Origin of the sequence: Paraburkholderia sp. RL17-383-BIF-A (assembly GCF_046028015.1) — a bacterium.
GTDB lineage: Bacteria > Pseudomonadota > Gammaproteobacteria > Burkholderiales > Burkholderiaceae > Paraburkholderia.
Window position 1 is genome coordinate 46,871 of sequence record NZ_JARESR010000032.1, and the last position, 15,372, is coordinate 62,242.

Consider the following 15,372-nt stretch of genomic DNA (forward strand, 5'->3'; position numbering starts at 1 on the left):
AACGCATTGTTGTCTCCGGAGTTCCGCATGGACGCTGCCGCAAACGATGCGTCGCCGGTGCTGATCGTCGGGGCGGGTCCGACTGGACTCGCCGCAGCGATGAGTCTGGCGCGTGCCCACATCCCCGTGCGTGTGATCGACAAGGCCATGCAACCGAACCCGTATTCGCGGGCCATCGGCATTCAGGCGCGCACGCTCGAATTGCTCGAGCAGCATCGGCTGGTCGAGCCGTTTCTCGAGCTCGGCCATCGCGCGCGCATCGCCAATCTGTTTTCGAACGGCATGCGTCTCGCGCAGCTCGATTTCGATCCGCTGCATACACGTTATCCGTATCTGCTGTTTCTCGATCAGTTCGTGACCGAGCGTCTGCTGACTGAGCATCTCGCCACATTCGGCGTGACGGTCGAGCGCGGCGTCGAACTGACGATGTTCGCGCAGGGCGCCGCCAGCCTTCAGGCGACATTGCGCCGCGCGGACGGTCACACGGAGACGATGCGCCCGTCGTACATGATCGCCGCAGACGGCGCGCATAGCGCGATCCGTCACCGGCTGGGTTTGAGTTTCGAGGGCAAGACCCTGGAGCAGACTTTCCTGCTCGCCGACCTGCACGCCGAAACCGATTGGCCCGAAGACGAGTTTCATATCTTCGCGTCAGGCGAAGGCCTGGTCGCGCTGTTTCCGATGGGCCACGGCCGGCATCGTCTGATCGCGGATCATGCGATCGAGCCTGCCGCCGTCGCCCCGACCGAGACGCCCGCGGTGTTGGGCGAGCCGCCGCTGAACAGCGTGCCGTCGCCGTCGCTCGCGGCATGCAAGGCGTTGATCGCCCGGCGCGTGCGCGAGCGGGTCGACGTGTCGGATCTGGCGTGGTCTTCGTATTTCCATGTGAATAGCCGCATGGTGGATCGGCTGCGCGTCGGCCGCATCTTCCTCGCGGGCGACGCCGCGCACGTGCATAGCCCGGCCGGCGCGCAGGGCATGAACACCGGCATTCAGGAAGCGTTCAACCTCGGCTGGAAACTTGCGCGCGTATTGAAAGGCGCGGCGCCGGACCGCCTGCTCGATACCTATCACCTCGAACGTCACCCGATCGAACGTGACGTGCTGCGGCAAACCGGTTTCATCACGCAGATGGCGGAGGCCGATCACGGACCGCTGAAGCTGCTGCGCGAACGGGTGATGCCGGTCCTTGCCGCGCTAGGTCCGCTGCGCGACGCCGCGCGCCTCACCATCAGCGAGTTGTCGATCCAGTACCGGCGCAGTCCGCTGACGCTCGAACGTGTACTCGACGGCGGACCACGCGCCGGCGAGCGCGCACCGGACGCGCTGGTGCATGTGGTAGATGGACCGCTGGGGCGTGCGCCCGGCGTGGGCTGCATTTTCGATCTGCACGATCCGGCGTTCTTCTCGCTGTTCCTGCTGGTGCCGCCGTTGCCCGTCGACGAAAAACCGCTCGATCCCGCGGCGAAGCATGCGCCGCCGCCCGACCCGGAACTGGAGCGCGTGGCGGCGGAAGTCGAGAGATTGCTGCCGGGCGGAGTGCGCATCTGGCGCATCACGGATACCACTGGCGACGGCGGCCCGGCGCTGTCCGAATCGTATGGCCGAACGCGGCCGTCGTTCTATCTGGTGCGGCCGGACGGCTACATCAGCGCGCGCGGGCGCACCGGTTCCGATCTGCACGGTTTGCTGCGGCATTGCGAAGCCTGGTTCGCGGTGAGCGGGGAAATACCGGAGCAGGCGGCCCTGTGAGCCGGGCCGCCTGAGTCGCGCGAGTCGCTCGGACGTTGAGCGCCGCGAGCGCGGCGCGGCTTACACCGTCGCGGGCGCGGCGGGCGTCAGTTGCGCGCGATGTTTGACGAGCGCTTCCCTGACGATGCCCGACATCGGGATACCGCTCGCATCCGGTTCATCGAGCTCCGCGAGTAGTGCGCGGCGCATGCGCGGCTCCCAGAAACGGCGAATATGGTCGGCGATGCCGGCGAGCGCTTCCTCGCGGTCCGGCATCGAATCGAAAAAGTCGCCGATCCGGTTGGCCATGTCGATCAGGTTCTGATTGTCCATGGCCGTCCTCACTTGCCCGATGTCGCGTTGGCCAGCTCACGCTGCTTCAGCAGGTCGAGCTGTTCGGTGTTGAAGCGCGAGTAGTCTTTCTGCCATTGCGACGGCTGTTCGACCGGCATCACCTGCACCGCGGTCACCTTGTATTCCGGACAGTTGGTCGCCCAGTCCGAGCTATCGGTGGTGATCACGTTCGCGCCTGATTCGGGGAAGTGGAACGTCGTATACACGACGCCCGGCTGCATGCGCTCGGTTATCTTCGCGCGCAGCACGGTTTGCCCCGCGCGCGATTCGATGCCCACCCAGTCGCCGGTTTTGATGCCGCGCTCTTCCGCGTCGTGCGGATGCAGTTCCAGTCGATCCTCGTCGTGCCAGCGCGAGTTCTCGGTGCGGCGCGTTTGCGCGCCAACGTTGTACTGCGACAGGATGCGGCCCGTAGTGAGCAGCAGCGGGAATTTGCGCGTGACTTTCTCGGGCGTCGCGATGAACTTCGTAATCACGAACTTGCCCTTGCCGCGCACGAAGGTGTCGATGTGCATGGTCGGCGTACCGTCCGGCGCATTCTCGTTGCACGGCCACTGAATGCTGCCGAGTTCGTCGAGCTTTTTGTACGACACGCCGTGGAAAGTCGGCGTGAGACGCGCGATCTCGTCCATGATCTGCGACGGATGCGTGTAGTCCATTTCATAGCCGAGCGCGCGTGCGAGCATGACCGTGACTTCCCAGTCGGCGTAACCCGGCACCGGCGGCATGACCTTGCGCACGCGCGAGATGCGCCTCTCCGCGTTGGTGAACGTGCCATCCTTTTCGAGGAACGACGAACCGGGCAGCAGCACGTGCGCATACTTGGCGGTCTCGTTCAGGAAGATGTCCTGCACGACGATGCATTCCATCGCCGTCAGCGCTGCGGATACGTGATGCGTATTCGGGTCCGACTGGACGATGTCTTCACCCTGGCAATACAGACCCTTGAAGCTGCCGTGCACGGCAGCGTCGAACATGTTCGGAATGCGCAGGCCGGGTTCCGGTTGCAGCGTGACGTTCCAGGCCTCTTCGAACAGCGTGCGCGTGACCGTGTCGCTGATATGGCGATAGCCCGGCAGTTCGTGCGGGAACGAGCCCATGTCGCAGGAACCCTGCACGTTGTTCTGGCCGCGCAACGGATTCACGCCCACACCTTCGCGGCCGATGTTGCCCGTTGCCATGGCGAGGTTGGCGATGCCCATCACCATCGTCGAACCTTGCGCGTGTTCGGTGACGCCCAGGCCGTAGTAAATCGCGGCGTTGCCGCCGGTCGCATAGATGCGGGCGGCTTCGCGCACGGATTGGGCCGGTACGCCGGTCACCGCTTCGGTCGCTTCCGGCGCGTTTTCCGGCAACGCGACGAAATCGCGCCATTGCTCGAACGCGCGCGTCTCGCAACGCTCGGCGACGAATGCATCGTTGAGCAGGCCTTCGGTGACGATCACATGCGCCAGCGCGTTCACGATGGCCACGTTGGTGCCGGGCCGCAATTGCAGATGATGCGACGCCTTCACGTGCGCCGTGTCGACGATATCGATGCGCCGCGGGTCCACCACGATCAGCTTCGCGCCTTCGCGCACACGGCGCTTCAGACGCGAGCCGAACACCGGATGGCCGTCGGTCGGATTCGCGCCGATCACCATGATCACGTCGGCTTTATCGACGGAAGCAAAAGTCTGCGTGCCCGCCGATTCACCGAGGGTGGCTTTCAGCCCGTAGCCGGTCGGCGAATGGCACACCCGCGCGCAGGTGTCGACGTTGTTGTTGCCGAACGCGGCGCGCACGAGCTTTTGCACCAGATACGTTTCTTCGTTCGTGCAACGCGACGACGTAATGCCGCCGATCGAATCGCGGCCATGCTTCGCCTGAATGCGGCGGAATTCCGACGCCGCATACGTGAGCGCTTCTTCCCAACTCACTTCGCGCCACGGATCGGTGATCTTCGCGCGGATCATCGGCTTGGTGATGCGGTCCTTGTGCGTCGCGTAGCCCCACGCGAAACGGCCCTTCACGCAAGCGTGGCCTTCGTTGGCCTGGCCGTTCTTGTGCGGCACCATCCGCACGACCTGGTTGCCCTTCATCTCGGCCTTGAACGAGCAGCCGACGCCGCAATACGCGCACGTGGTGACGACCGAGTGTTCGGCCTGGCCCAGCATGATCACGGTCTTTTCCTGCAAGGTCGCGGTCGGGCACGCGGCCACGCACGCGCCGCACGACACGCATTCCGATTCCATGAACGGCACGTCTTCGCTGGCGGCCACGCGCGACTCGAAACCGCGTCCGGCGATGGTCAGCGCAAACGTGCCTTGCGTTTCTTCGCACGCGCGCACGCAGCGATTACAGACGATGCATTTCGACGGGTCGTAGGTGAAGTACGGGTTCGACTCGTCTTTCTTGTCCTTCAGGTGATTCGCGCCGTCGAAGCCGTAGCGCACTTCGCGCAGGCCCGTGACGCCCGCCATGTCCTGCAGTTCGCAGTCGCCGTTGGCGGGGCAGGTGAGGCAGTCGAGCGGGTGATCGGAGATGTACAACTCCATCACGTTGCGGCGCAACGACTGCAAACGATCGGTTTGCGTGCGGACCTTCATGCCGGCTTCGACCGGCGTCGTGCATGAAGCGGGATAACCGCGCTTGCCTTCGATTTCCACCAGACACAAACGGCACGAGCCGAACGGCTCCAGCGAATCGGTCGCGCAGAGTTTCGGCACGTTGACTCCCGCTTCGACGGCCGCGCGCATCACAGAGGTGCCGGCGGGAACGGTGACGGACTGGCCGTCGATTTCCAGCGTGACGTCGATGTCGGCGTGCCGCTCGGGCGTGCCGAAATCGGTGTCGTCGAAGAACGAACGGGGCGCACGCTGCTGCAGGGCTTGCGATTTACACGCGCAGTTGCCTGAGCCGCAGCCGCCAGTGGGAGAGTTGAGCACGTCGGACATGGTTTGGCTCCTGGGTCAGGCCGCTTTCGGCGCGTGGTCAGACACGTTGGCGAGACCGAAGTCTTCGGGGAAATGATCGAGCGCGGACAGCACCGGGAATGGCGTCATGCCGCCCATCGCGCAGAGCGAACCGGACACCATCGTGTCGCACAGATCGCGCAGCAACTGCACTTGCCGGGTGGACGTATCGCCGTTGCGAATCCGGCCAATCACTTCGACGCCGCGCGTCGAGCCGATCCGGCACGGTGTGCATTTGCCGCATGATTCGAGGGCGCAGAAGTGCATGGCGTACTGCGCAAGTTCGGCCAGATTCGACGTGTCGTCATGGACGACGAGGCCGCCGTGGCCCACGACCGCGCCGACTGCCGCATACGCTTCGTAGTCCATGGGAATGTCCCACTGGCTTTCCGGCAGATACGTGCCGAGCGGGCCGCCCACCTGCACCGCGCGAGCGGGCCGGCCGCTCGCCGTGCCGCCGCCGAAGTCATAGAGCAATTCGCGCAGCGTCACACCGAACGCCAGTTCGACGAGGCCGCCTTGCTTGACGTTGCCCGCGAGCTGGAACGGCAGCGTGCCGCGCGAACGGCCCATGCCGAAGTCTTTGTAGAACGCCGCGCCGCGCGCGAAGATGATCGGCACCGTGGCGAGCGTGATCACGTTGTTGATCACGGTCGGTTGGCCGAAAAGGCCGACGAGCGCCGGCACTGGCGGCTTGGCGCGCACGATGCCGCGCTTGCCTTCGAGCGATTCGAGCAGCGCCGTTTCCTCGCCGCACACGTATGCGCCGGCGCCTTTCGCGACGAACAGTTCGAAGCGATGCGCCGTCGAGCCGAGCACGCTATCGCCGAGCCAGCCGGCGGCGCGTGCTTTGGCGATAGCGGCTTCGAGCGTCGCGATCGAATGCGGATACTCGCTGCGCACGTAAATATGGCCCACCGTCGCGCCTGTCACGACACCGGCGATGATCATCCCTTCGATCAGCACGTACGGATCGCTTTCCATCACGAGGCGATCGGAGAAGGTGCCGGAATCGCCTTCGTCCGCATTGCAGACGATGTACTTTTGCGCCGCTTTCGCGCCGCGCACCGTGCGCCATTTGATGCCGGCCGGGAAGGCTGCGCCGCCGCGGCCGCGCAGGCCGGATTCGATCAATGCTTCGCAGGCGGCGTCGCCGTCGGTCTGCAGAGCCTGGCGCAAGCCTTCGAGGCCGCCGTGGGCGACGTAGTCGTCGATGGAAAGCGGGTCGGTGATGCCGATGCGCGCGAACGTCAGGCGCTGCTGCTTCTTCAGATACGGGATCTCGTCGACTACGCCGACTTGCTTTGCGTGCGCTCCGCCTTCGAGTAGGCCTGCATCGAACAGCGGGGCGACGTCGCCTGCTTCGACATTCGCGTAGCCGATGCGGCCTTCCGGTGTTTGAACTTCGACGAGCGGTTCGAGCCACAGCAGGCCGCGCGAACCGTTGCGAACCATTTCGACTTCGACGCCGCGGCGCGCGGCTTCGGCTTCGATCGCCTGAGCGAGCGCGTCGGCGCCGAGCGCCAGTGCCGACGAATCACGGGGAACGTAGATGCGCGTCATGCCGTCACCTCCACGCACTTGTTGGCGGCCGCGAATATCGCGTCGAACTTTTGCGGCGTGACCTTGGCGTGCAAGGTGCCGTTGAGCATGAGTGCCGGCGACAGTGCGCATTGCCCGAGGCAATACACCGATTCCAGCTCCACCGTCGCGCCGTGCTCATGTTCGGCGTCGAAGCGGCAGCCGGTGTGCGATTCGATATGCCGGGCCAGCGCTTCGGTGCCCATGCTGCGGCAGGCTTCCGCGCGGCACAGTTGCACCGTGACCTGTGCGGCCGGCTGCGTGCGGAAATGGTGGTAGTAGGTGATGACGCCGTGCACTTCCGCGCGCGACAGGTTCATGGCGAGCGCGAGCGGCGCGACCGTAGCGGGCGGTACGTAACCGAGTTCGTCCTGAATCGCGTGCAAGACGGCTAGCAGCGATCTGCCCGGCTGCGCGTGACGCTGCACGAGCTGATCCGGCGCGATGGCGATGGAATCGTCCAAGTGGTGGCTCCTCCAAAGGCATATATGCACTTGTCATTCATAATGCGTGCACTTATGCTTCGTATATTCGATATGGGATAGCCGAACAATAGGCGGCTGATTCGGCTGGCGCAATAGGAAAGAGTTAAGCATATATGATCAGAATCGAGTGCCAGGCGCAGTTGGTGGTGAAGGGCCCGGATGGCCGCGAGGCAAGCCTGTCGGACGTCGTGCCGTTGCTCGCGCTGGTGGACGAGTCCGGCAGCATCGCGCAGGCGGCGACGCTTAAGGGTTTGTCCTACCGTCATGCGTGGGGTTTGCTGCGCAGCATCGAGGAGCGTTTGGGCGGTCCGCTGATCGCCAAGGAGCGAGGCCGCGGCTCGGTGCTATCCGAACTCGGGCAAGCCGTATTGCGTGCGCAGCGTCTGTGCGGCGAAAGGCTCGATGGCAACATGCAGGCGCTTGCCAGCGAAGTGGCGAGCGATCTGAACCGCTGGCTCGCGCCGCCCGCCGACGACGTGCGCATCTTCGCGTCGCATGGTTATGCCGTGGCCGCACTCGTCACGGCGCTGGTCGCGAACGATCTTCCGGTCGACATCAAGTATCGCGACAGCGCGGATGCGGTGAGCGCGCTTGCGCGCGGCGAATGCGATCTGGCTGGCTTTCATGTGCCGCGCGGTGAGTTTCGCGCGGCATGCGCCGATGCGTACCGGCGCTGGCTCGATCCGCAGCGTCACGTGCTCGTGCATCTCACGCGACGCAAACAGGGGCTCTTTCTGAGCAAGGGCAATCCGCGCGGAATCACGGGCCTGGGCGATCTGGCGCGCGACGACATTCGCTTCGTCAACCGGCAGCCCGGCTCCGGCACGCGCATGTTGCTGGATCTCGCACTACGCAACGTCGGGGTGGATCCGGATCGGGTGAATGGTTATGCGTCGGCCGAACTCACGCATTCGGCGATTGCGGCGTTCGTTGCGAGCGGCATGGCGGATGTGGGCTTTGGTGTGGAGCCCGCAGCGCATCACTTCGGCCTCGATTTCATCCCGGTCGTCGACGAAGACTATTACTTTGCCTGCGACCGCGCGCGCCTCGAGCGTGCGCCGCTTGCGACCGTGATCGGTCTGCTGCGCGGCAGCGCGTTTCGTCATAGCGTCGATCAGCTCGAAGGCTATGACCCGCAAGACTGCGGCAGGGTGGTGGAACTGGAAGAGGGTCTCGGCGAAGCCGTGGCGTAAGCCGCCGTAAACATCAGGCTGTGTTCGGCGCTGCGTATGGCGTCCGTTTGGGATACTCTTTAAGCTTCCGCTTCCGCCTTAACCGCGCGTTATGTCGCGCCGATCTCTATGAACGTTATTTTTCACGCATGTGCTGCCGTGGCAACGGCTGGTGTGCTGCTCGCCACCGCTTCGGTTGCTGTTGCGCAGAATTCGCCGGGTGTTCCAGGCGGTATCCTGCAAGACCAGTTTCGTCTTGCCGAGCATCCGCAAATGCCGTTTGCCGCGTCGGCGCCCTCGGACAAATATCAGAGCAGTAAAAAATCGGCGATGCGCAAGCGCGGCGATATGGGTGATCCGAATGGCTGCAATCTGCAGTGTCCTAAAGACGAATAAGCGGATACGCGAGTCCGTTGGTTGTGCAACGCCGGCGTTCTGCCGGCGTCTTTCGCTGGGTCTCCAGGTTCAGGTTTAGCCCGGCGTTGCGGTTGCCGTTGCCTTTGCATTCACCCTGTGGCGGACGCTCAGGGTTTGGCCGTGTGCCACATGTCCTTGAAGCCGTCTCCCTTCATATCTCCCGCCTGCTTGTCCGCCGCGAAGCGATAGAGCGGGTGCCCTTTGTACGCCCATTGGTGTTTGCCGTCGGCGGCGGCAATTAGCGTCCACTCGCCGGACGGTTTGTCCGACGCGCTGGCCGTGGCTGCCGGCCAATTGTTCAGGCAGCCACCAGTGCAGGTGCTCACGCCGGGCGTGGTGTCTTTGTCGAAGGTGTAGAGCGTCATGCCGTCCGCCGTGACGAAACGCCCGTCGACGACTTTTGGCGCTTCGGCGAACGCGCTTTGTTGCAGTGCGAGGAGGGCGAGGCAGAAAAGGGTTTTGCGCATGATGTCGGCTCCTGATCTTGGTGTTGGTTTCGCGCGAAACGCGGCGTGCGCGCGCGTGAGGAATAAACGATCGAGCGGATGCGTTTATTCCAAGCGTTTCTTCGCATGGGGAGCGGGAGCGGCAAGGGGCGGCGAACCAGTCGAGCAGGATGGACGCGGCGGGCAACAAAAAACCCGCAAGCAGCAGGCCGCTTACGGGTTTTCGGTGAGACTTGAATGTACTGCCTAAAACGTGTTCTGGTGGAGGCGGCGGGAATCGAACCCGCGTCCAGAAGCACTCTACGACCAGTTCTACATGTTTAGTTCTGTCATTTGATTTAACCGTAGCGACGCGGACGAACACGCTGCACTACGGCGATTCACTAGATTTTCGACCCGGATGTCGTGACACCACCAAGGCTTAACTGACGTATATGACCTCTGTCGGTATTGCTACCGGTCTTGCGACTCTAGCCCGTCAGTAAACTAGGCAGAGGACGGCGGCCCTTAGGCTGCCAGTGCGAACGTATCGTCGTTTGCAGTTACGTTTTTCCCATTGATTAACGAGGTGACGGGTCCTCGACATGCCCTAGCCGCTTCGCAACCCCTGTCGAAACCAGGTCGCCCCCGCGGTTCGTTGCTCAAAATAGATGAGCCAGCGTAGATTTTACAATAGATTGACGGCCACGTCCTGACTCATTGACGCGGCCCGCGCAATGGCGCCCGGGCTTGGCCGGGCCGGGCGGCCATGCTTCAGCCGAGGTCGCGCAATAGTCTCTGCAATTCAGCCGGCGATTGGACAACGTGCTGCGCGTGCCATTGTGTCGGCGGAATATCGTTGCCGCAGTAGCCGTACGCTGCCGCGATGGTCCTCATGCCGGCGGCGAAACCCGCCTGCACGTCGCGCAGATCGTCGCCAACGTAGACGACGCGTTCCGGCACCACGTCCAGTTCCCGTGCGGCGTGCAGCAAAGGCGCCGGGTGCGGTTTCGAGTGGGGAGTCGTGTCGCCGCTGACGATGCAGCCGGCGCGCTCTTCCAGTCCCAGTTGCGCGATCAGCGGTTCGGTGAGCCTCGCAACCTTGTTGGTGACGATGCCCCAGAGCACGCCACGGGCGTCGAGTTCGTCGAGAATTTCCGGAATGCCCGGAAACAGCGTGGTCTCGATACACAGGTCCGCTTCGTAGTTGGCGAGGAATTCCTCGCGCAGCGACGCGAACTCGTGATGTTCGGGGCCGATCCCGAACGCCCCACCGATCAGCCCGCGCGCGCCCGCAGACGCCAGTGGGCGCAGATCTTCGAGCGGTACCATCTCGAGCCCGCGATCGTGGCGCATCTTGTTGACGGCGGCCGCGAGGTCGGGCGCCGTGTCGGCTAGCGTGCCGTCGAGGTCGAACAGCACAGCCATGCAAAGACCGAGTGCGTCTTCGTTGTCTTCGCGTTGGGGCAGGGGTGTGGGATCGCTCATTGATTCGTAAGTCCGGCAGGTCGGGGCGGATCAGACGTCGCGCCGGCAGGCGAGCATGTAGTTCACACTCGTGTCGGCGGACAGCGTGAAATGCTTGCTGAGCGGGTTATAGACGATGCCTTTGATATCCGCCGTGCGCAGGTTGGCAGCGCGCACGAAGCTCGCCAACTCCGACGGGCGAATGAAGCGCGCGTAGTCGTGCGTGCCCTTGGGCAGCATGCGCGCGATGTACTCGGCGCCGATCACGGCGAACAGGTATGACTTCACGTTGCGGTTCAGCGTGGAAAAGAACACCCAGCCGCCCGGTTTCACCAGCGTCTTGCACGCTTCGACGATGGCGGCGGGCTGAGGCACGTGCTCCAGCATTTCCATGCAGGTTACGACGTCGTAGTTGCCCGGTTCGCGGGCGGCGAGCGCCTCAGCGGCGATTTCTTCGTAATCGACGGTTACACCGCTTTCAAGGCTGTGAAGATCGGCCACGCCCAACGCCTGGGTCGACAGGTCGATCCCCTTGACGTGCGCGCCCAGACCGGCCATCGACTCGGACAAAATGCCGCCGCCACAGCCGATATCGAGCACGGTTTTGCCGGCAAGATGCGCGTGCGCATCGATCCAGCTCAGGCGGATCGGATTGAGCTCGTGCAGCGGCTTGAATTCGGCATTCGGGTCCCACCAACGATGTGCAAGGTCGCTAAATTTCTGCAGTTCGTGGGGATCGGCGTTGGTCATGGCGGAAGCTGCCTCGAAGAAAGCGGTGAGCGGGCGCTCGAGGATAAACCCGGAGTATATAGGTCGAGGGACGAGGCGGCAAAATGCCGCCCCGTCGAGGTTCGGCCGGGTGCGCGCAGACGGAGGCGAGCAGGCGGCCGGACATAAAAAAAGCCCCGCCGAAGCGGGGCTTTGATACTGCGGTAACGCGCAGCTTATTGCTTCGAAGTACCGACAACTTCGACTTCCACGCGACGATCCGGTGCGAGGCAGGCGATGAGTTGCTTGTGGTTCTTCTGGTTGCAACCGGTCGTGACCGGGTTGCGCTTGCCCTTGCCTTCCGTATAGATACGGTTGGATTCGATGCCCTTGCTGACCAGGTATGCCTTCACAGCTTGAGCGCGGCGCAGCGACAGACGGTCGTTGTACTTGTCCGAACCGATGCGGTCCGTGTAACCCGTTGCGACGACGACTTCCAGGTTCAGCGCGCCGATCTTCGATGCCAGATCGTCCAGCTTTTCCTTGCCGGCCGGCTTCAGGATTGCCTTGTCGAAGTCGAACAGAGCGTCAGCTTGATACGTAATCTTTTGGCTCGTGATAGCCGGTGCAGGTGCGACCGGAGCCGGCGGGGTCGGAGCCTGGGCAACCAGGGCGCCATCGCACTTTGCGTTGGCCGTTGCCGGCGTCCAGAATGCATCGCGCCAGCAAAGCTCGTTCGTGCCGTTCATCCACACGTATTCGCCGGTACCATTCACCCAGTTGTCGTTCGTGGCTTGTCGCGACGCCGGCACCGATTGCGCCATGGCGGATGCAGCCATAACTGCGGTAGCTGCAATGAACGCGAGCTTTGAAAGTTTATTCATATTTCTCCTCTCGAAATTGAGATTACCGCAGGTTTACTGCGAGCCTGTTGACGAAGACAAGTCATACATTGCTCGAAGTATAACATCGGTGTAGAACAAAAAACGTGCTGTGTAGACTTCGAGCAGTGTCTAACTCTTTGTGCGTTGGCATTTTGCCATATCGTTCCCTTCCAACGATAAAAAAATCTGCCCCCCATCAAATCACCCTCCAATTGTGGTGCATGCGCAACAGAAGCAATCGCCCGGAGGGGCCGCCAGTCATGGCTCAGCGGCGAATTGCCCCACGCACGAATCGAGCCTGCTCTCTCTCAAAAATGGAGCGTTGAGGTGGGCTTCGCATTCACTGCCTAATAGGTATACGTACCTTCGTCGGGAGCGGATTCGCGGCATGTTAGAATCGCGTGATGCGTTGCGTCTGCAATGCTTACGCGAAGACGCGGCGAATTGCAGTTAAGCCGTCGTCTTGGCACGTAAAAGATACGGATAATGGATCAATTCGCCAAAGAGACTCTGCCAATCTCCCTAGAGGAGGAAATGCGCCGTTCGTATCTCGATTACGCGATGAGCGTGATCGTAGGGCGTGCGCTTCCCGATGTTCGCGATGGCCTGAAGCCGGTGCACCGGCGCGTGCTGTACGCGATGCACGAACTGAACAACGACTGGAACCGGGCTTACAAGAAGTCCGCGCGTATCGTCGGCGACGTTATCGGTAAATATCACCCGCACGGCGACACGGCTGTATACGACACCATCGTCCGGATGGCGCAGGACTTCTCCCTGCGCTACATGCTGGTCGACGGCCAGGGCAACTTCGGTTCGGTCGACGGCGACAATGCCGCGGCCATGCGGTACACCGAAATCCGCATGGCGAAGATCGGCCACGAACTGCTGGCCGACATCGACAAGGAAACGGTCGACTTCACGCCGAACTACGACGGCAGCGAAAACGAACCGGCCATCCTGCCGGCGCGTATTCCCAATCTGCTGATCAATGGTTCGTCCGGCATCGCGGTCGGCATGGCGACCAACATCCCGCCGCACAATCTCAATGAGGTTGTGGACGCGTGCCAGCATCTGCTCAAGAACCCGGAATCCACGATCGACGAGCTGATCGAGATCATTCCGGCGCCCGACTTCCCGACCGCCGGCATCATCTACGGCGTGGCCGGCGTGCGCGACGGCTATCGCACCGGCCGCGGCCGCGTGGTGATGCGCGCGCTCACGCACTTCGAGGAAATCGACCGCGGTCAGCGCATGTCGATCATCGTCGACGAATTGCCGTACCAGGTGAACAAGCGCTCACTTCTGGAGCGCATCGCCGAACTGGTCAACGAGAAAAAGCTCGAGGGCATTTCCGACATTCGCGACGAGTCCGACAAGAGCGGCATGCGCGTCGTGATCGAACTCAAGCGCGGCGAAGTGCCGGAAGTCGTTCTGAACAATCTGTACAAGGCGACCCAGCTTCAGGACACCTTCGGCATGAACATGGTCGCGCTGGTCGACGGCCAGCCGAAGCTGCTGAACCTGAAGGAAATGCTGTCGTGCTTCCTGTCGCATCGCCGGGAAGTGCTGACGCGGCGCACTGTATACGAACTGCGCAAGGCGCGTGAACGCGGGCACGTGCTCGAGGGTCTGGCGGTTGCACTCGCCAACATCGACGAGTTCATCGCGATCATCAAAGCCGCGCCGACTCCGCCGATCGCCAAGCAGGAATTGATGGCGCGTCCGTGGGATTCCTCGCTGGTGCGCGAAATGTTATCCCGCGCCGAGACGGAAAATGCGACGGCGGGTGGTCGCGAAGCCTACCGTCCTGACGGTTTGAATCCGTCGTTCGGCATGCAATCCGACGGCCTCTACCGTCTGTCCGACACCCAGGCTCAGGAAATTCTGCAGATGCGTCTGCAGCGCCTGACCGGCCTGGAGCAGGACAAGATCATCGGCGAGTACCGCGAAGTCATGGCGCAAATCGCCGACCTGCTGGACATTCTGGCTCGTCCTGAACGCATTACGGCCATCATCGTCGACGAACTCACGTCGATCAAAGCCGAATTCGGCGACGCGCGCCGCTCGAAGATCGAGCTGAACGCAACCGAGCTGAACACGGAAGATCTGATCACGCCGCAAGAAATGGTCGTGACCATGTCGCACGCCGGCTACGTGAAATCGCAGCCGTTGTCCGAATACAGCGCGCAGAAACGCGGTGGTCGCGGCAAACAGGCCACGGCGATGAAAGAAGACGACTGGATCGACACGCTGTTCATCGCGAACACGCACGATCATATTCTGTGCTTCTCGAATCGCGGTCGCGTCTACAGCGTGAAGGTCTATGAAGTGCCGCAAGGTTCGCGGAACTCGCGCGGCCGTCCGATTATCAATATCTTCCCGCTTCAGGAAGGCGAAAAGATTACGGTTGTCTTGCCGGTCAAGGAATTCTCGGCTGACAAATTCGTCTTCATGGGCACCGCGTTAGGAACGGTAAAAAAGACGCCGCTGGAAGCCTTTGGGCGTGTGTTGCGCAAAGGTATTATTGCGGTCGGTCTGGATGACGGCGATTACCTGATCGGCGCCGCCATTACGGACGGTCAGCACGATGTCATGCTGTTCTCGGATTCAGGCAAGGCGGTTCGCTTCGACGAGAACGACGTGCGTCCGATGGGCCGCGAAGCGCGCGGCGTGCGCGGCATGCAGCTCGAAGACGGTCAGAGCGTGATCGCGTTGCTGGTGGCGGGCGACGAGCAGCAGTCGGTGCTTACCGCTACGGAAAACGGTTTCGGCAAGCGTACACCGATCATCGAATACACCCGTCATGGCCGCGGTACGAAGGGCATGATCGCGATCCAGACCTCGGAGCGCAACGGCAAGGTCGTCGCCGCCACGCTGGTGGATCAGGAAGCGCAGATCATGCTGATCACCAATACCGGGGTGCTAATCCGTACGCGAGTGTCGGAAATTCGGGAAATGGGACGTGCAACCCAAGGTGTTACACTCATCAGCCTTGACGAAGGGACCAAGCTTTCAGGTCTGCAACAGGTTGCTGAGGCGGAAGCAGAGGGTGATGCGGAAGGCGACGTCGAAGGTCCCGCCGAAGGTGACAGCGCGGGTGACAACGGCGGCGAACCGGGCGGTGCTGCCTGATTCGTGTCTGCGTCTTACAGTCTCAGTGATTGGTTGAAAGCTGCGCCGGGAATAATGGC

General features: G+C 62.5%; 12 protein-coding genes and 1 other RNA gene. 4 read left to right on the top strand and 9 right to left on the bottom strand.

All coding sequences use genetic code 11. The features are described 5' to 3' along the window. Positions 1-27 precede the first annotated feature (27 nt). Positions 28-1,752 (top strand): FAD-dependent monooxygenase, encoded by a 1,725-nt coding sequence (locus P0D71_RS28550; protein ID WP_408483196.1) that lies wholly within the window; start codon positions 28-30, stop codon positions 1,750-1,752. Between the two features lie 60 nt (positions 1,753-1,812). Here P0D71_RS28550 and P0D71_RS28555 read toward each other — a convergent pair whose 3' ends face one another. Genes P0D71_RS28555 through P0D71_RS28570 form a run of 4 tightly spaced genes read right to left on the bottom strand, consistent with a single transcriptional unit; the run spans position 1,813 to position 7,084 of the window. Further along, entirely contained in the window at positions 1,813-2,064 is a 252-nt protein-coding gene (locus P0D71_RS28555; RefSeq protein ID WP_091800010.1) for a formate dehydrogenase subunit delta, read from the bottom strand. A gap of 8 nt (positions 2,065-2,072) precedes the next feature. Further along, complete coding sequence (gene fdhF / locus P0D71_RS28560; protein ID WP_091800013.1) at positions 2,073-5,021, bottom strand: formate dehydrogenase subunit alpha; 2,949 nt, start codon at positions 5,019-5,021, stop codon at positions 2,073-2,075. A gap of 15 nt (positions 5,022-5,036) precedes the next feature. Then, complete coding sequence (locus P0D71_RS28565) at positions 5,037-6,602, bottom strand: formate dehydrogenase beta subunit (protein WP_408483197.1); 1,566 nt, start codon at positions 6,600-6,602, stop codon at positions 5,037-5,039. Then, positions 6,599-7,084: an NAD(P)H-dependent oxidoreductase subunit E gene (locus P0D71_RS28570; RefSeq protein ID WP_408483198.1), complete on the bottom strand. Its 486-nt coding sequence runs from the start codon at positions 7,082-7,084 to the stop codon at positions 6,599-6,601. The genes P0D71_RS28565 and P0D71_RS28570 overlap by 4 nt, the downstream gene beginning before the upstream one ends. Before the next feature lie 134 nt (positions 7,085-7,218). On the opposite strand from P0D71_RS28570, the gene P0D71_RS28575 reads away from it, so the two are divergent. Further along, positions 7,219-8,298, top strand: coding sequence for a substrate-binding domain-containing protein (locus P0D71_RS28575; RefSeq protein ID WP_091800021.1), 1,080 nt, complete (start codon positions 7,219-7,221; stop codon positions 8,296-8,298). A 108-nt stretch (positions 8,299-8,406) separates the two neighbouring features. Continuing rightward, positions 8,407-8,673 (top strand): hypothetical protein, encoded by a 267-nt coding sequence (locus P0D71_RS28580; protein ID WP_091800024.1) that lies wholly within the window; start codon positions 8,407-8,409, stop codon positions 8,671-8,673. A 128-nt stretch (positions 8,674-8,801) separates the two neighbouring features. Here P0D71_RS28580 and P0D71_RS28585 read toward each other — a convergent pair whose 3' ends face one another. From P0D71_RS28585 to ompA, 5 genes are all read right to left on the bottom strand, one after another. Then, on the bottom strand, positions 8,802-9,161 hold the full coding sequence (locus P0D71_RS28585; RefSeq protein ID WP_408185327.1) for a COG4315 family predicted lipoprotein: 360 nt from the start codon (positions 9,159-9,161) through the stop codon (positions 8,802-8,804). Positions 9,162-9,399: 238 nt separating this feature from the next. Continuing rightward, positions 9,400-9,769, bottom strand: a transfer-messenger RNA (tmRNA) gene (gene ssrA / locus P0D71_RS28590). Between the two features lie 124 nt (positions 9,770-9,893). Then, positions 9,894-10,607, bottom strand: coding sequence for a phosphoglycolate phosphatase (gene gph / locus P0D71_RS28595; RefSeq protein WP_091800066.1), 714 nt, complete (start codon positions 10,605-10,607; stop codon positions 9,894-9,896). A 30-nt stretch (positions 10,608-10,637) separates the two neighbouring features. Further along, positions 10,638-11,336, bottom strand: coding sequence for a bifunctional 2-polyprenyl-6-hydroxyphenol methylase/3-demethylubiquinol 3-O-methyltransferase UbiG (gene ubiG / locus P0D71_RS28600; RefSeq protein ID WP_408483199.1), 699 nt, complete (start codon positions 11,334-11,336; stop codon positions 10,638-10,640). A 194-nt stretch (positions 11,337-11,530) separates the two neighbouring features. Beyond that, positions 11,531-12,178, bottom strand: a complete 648-nt coding sequence (gene ompA, locus P0D71_RS28605; protein WP_028200089.1) for an outer membrane protein OmpA — start codon at positions 12,176-12,178, stop codon at positions 11,531-11,533. Positions 12,179-12,664: 486 nt separating this feature from the next. Here ompA and gyrA point away from each other — a divergent pair, with 486 nt between their 5' ends. After that, entirely contained in the window at positions 12,665-15,313 is a 2,649-nt protein-coding gene (gyrA, locus tag P0D71_RS28610) for a DNA gyrase subunit A (protein WP_408185325.1), read from the top strand. The last annotated feature ends 59 nt before the right edge of the window (positions 15,314-15,372 follow it).

What these genes read in the sequence shown, in the direction of transcription:
- P0D71_RS28550 (WP_408483196.1), top strand. Translation starts at nt 28, where the DNA reads ATGGACGCTGCCGCAAACGATGCGTCGCCGGTGCTGATCGTCGGGGCG.
- P0D71_RS28555 (WP_091800010.1), bottom strand. Translation starts at nt 2,064, where the DNA reads ATGGACAATCAGAACCTGATCGACATGGCCAACCGGATCGGCGACTTT.
- fdhF (WP_091800013.1), bottom strand. Translation starts at nt 5,021, where the DNA reads ATGTCCGACGTGCTCAACTCTCCCACTGGCGGCTGCGGCTCAGGCAAC.
- P0D71_RS28565 (WP_408483197.1), bottom strand. Translation starts at nt 6,602, where the DNA reads ATGACGCGCATCTACGTTCCCCGTGATTCGTCGGCACTGGCGCTCGGC.
- P0D71_RS28575 (WP_091800021.1), top strand. Translation starts at nt 7,219, where the DNA reads ATGATCAGAATCGAGTGCCAGGCGCAGTTGGTGGTGAAGGGCCCGGAT.
- P0D71_RS28580 (WP_091800024.1), top strand. Translation starts at nt 8,407, where the DNA reads ATGAACGTTATTTTTCACGCATGTGCTGCCGTGGCAACGGCTGGTGTG.
- P0D71_RS28585 (WP_408185327.1), bottom strand. Translation starts at nt 9,161, where the DNA reads ATGCGCAAAACCCTTTTCTGCCTCGCCCTCCTCGCACTGCAACAAAGC.
- gph (WP_091800066.1), bottom strand. Translation starts at nt 10,607, where the DNA reads ATGAGCGATCCCACACCCCTGCCCCAACGCGAAGACAACGAAGACGCA.
- ubiG (WP_408483199.1), bottom strand. Translation starts at nt 11,336, where the DNA reads ATGACCAACGCCGATCCCCACGAACTGCAGAAATTTAGCGACCTTGCA.
- ompA (WP_028200089.1), bottom strand. Translation starts at nt 12,178, where the DNA reads ATGAATAAACTTTCAAAGCTCGCGTTCATTGCAGCTACCGCAGTTATG.
- gyrA (WP_408185325.1), top strand. Translation starts at nt 12,665, where the DNA reads ATGGATCAATTCGCCAAAGAGACTCTGCCAATCTCCCTAGAGGAGGAA.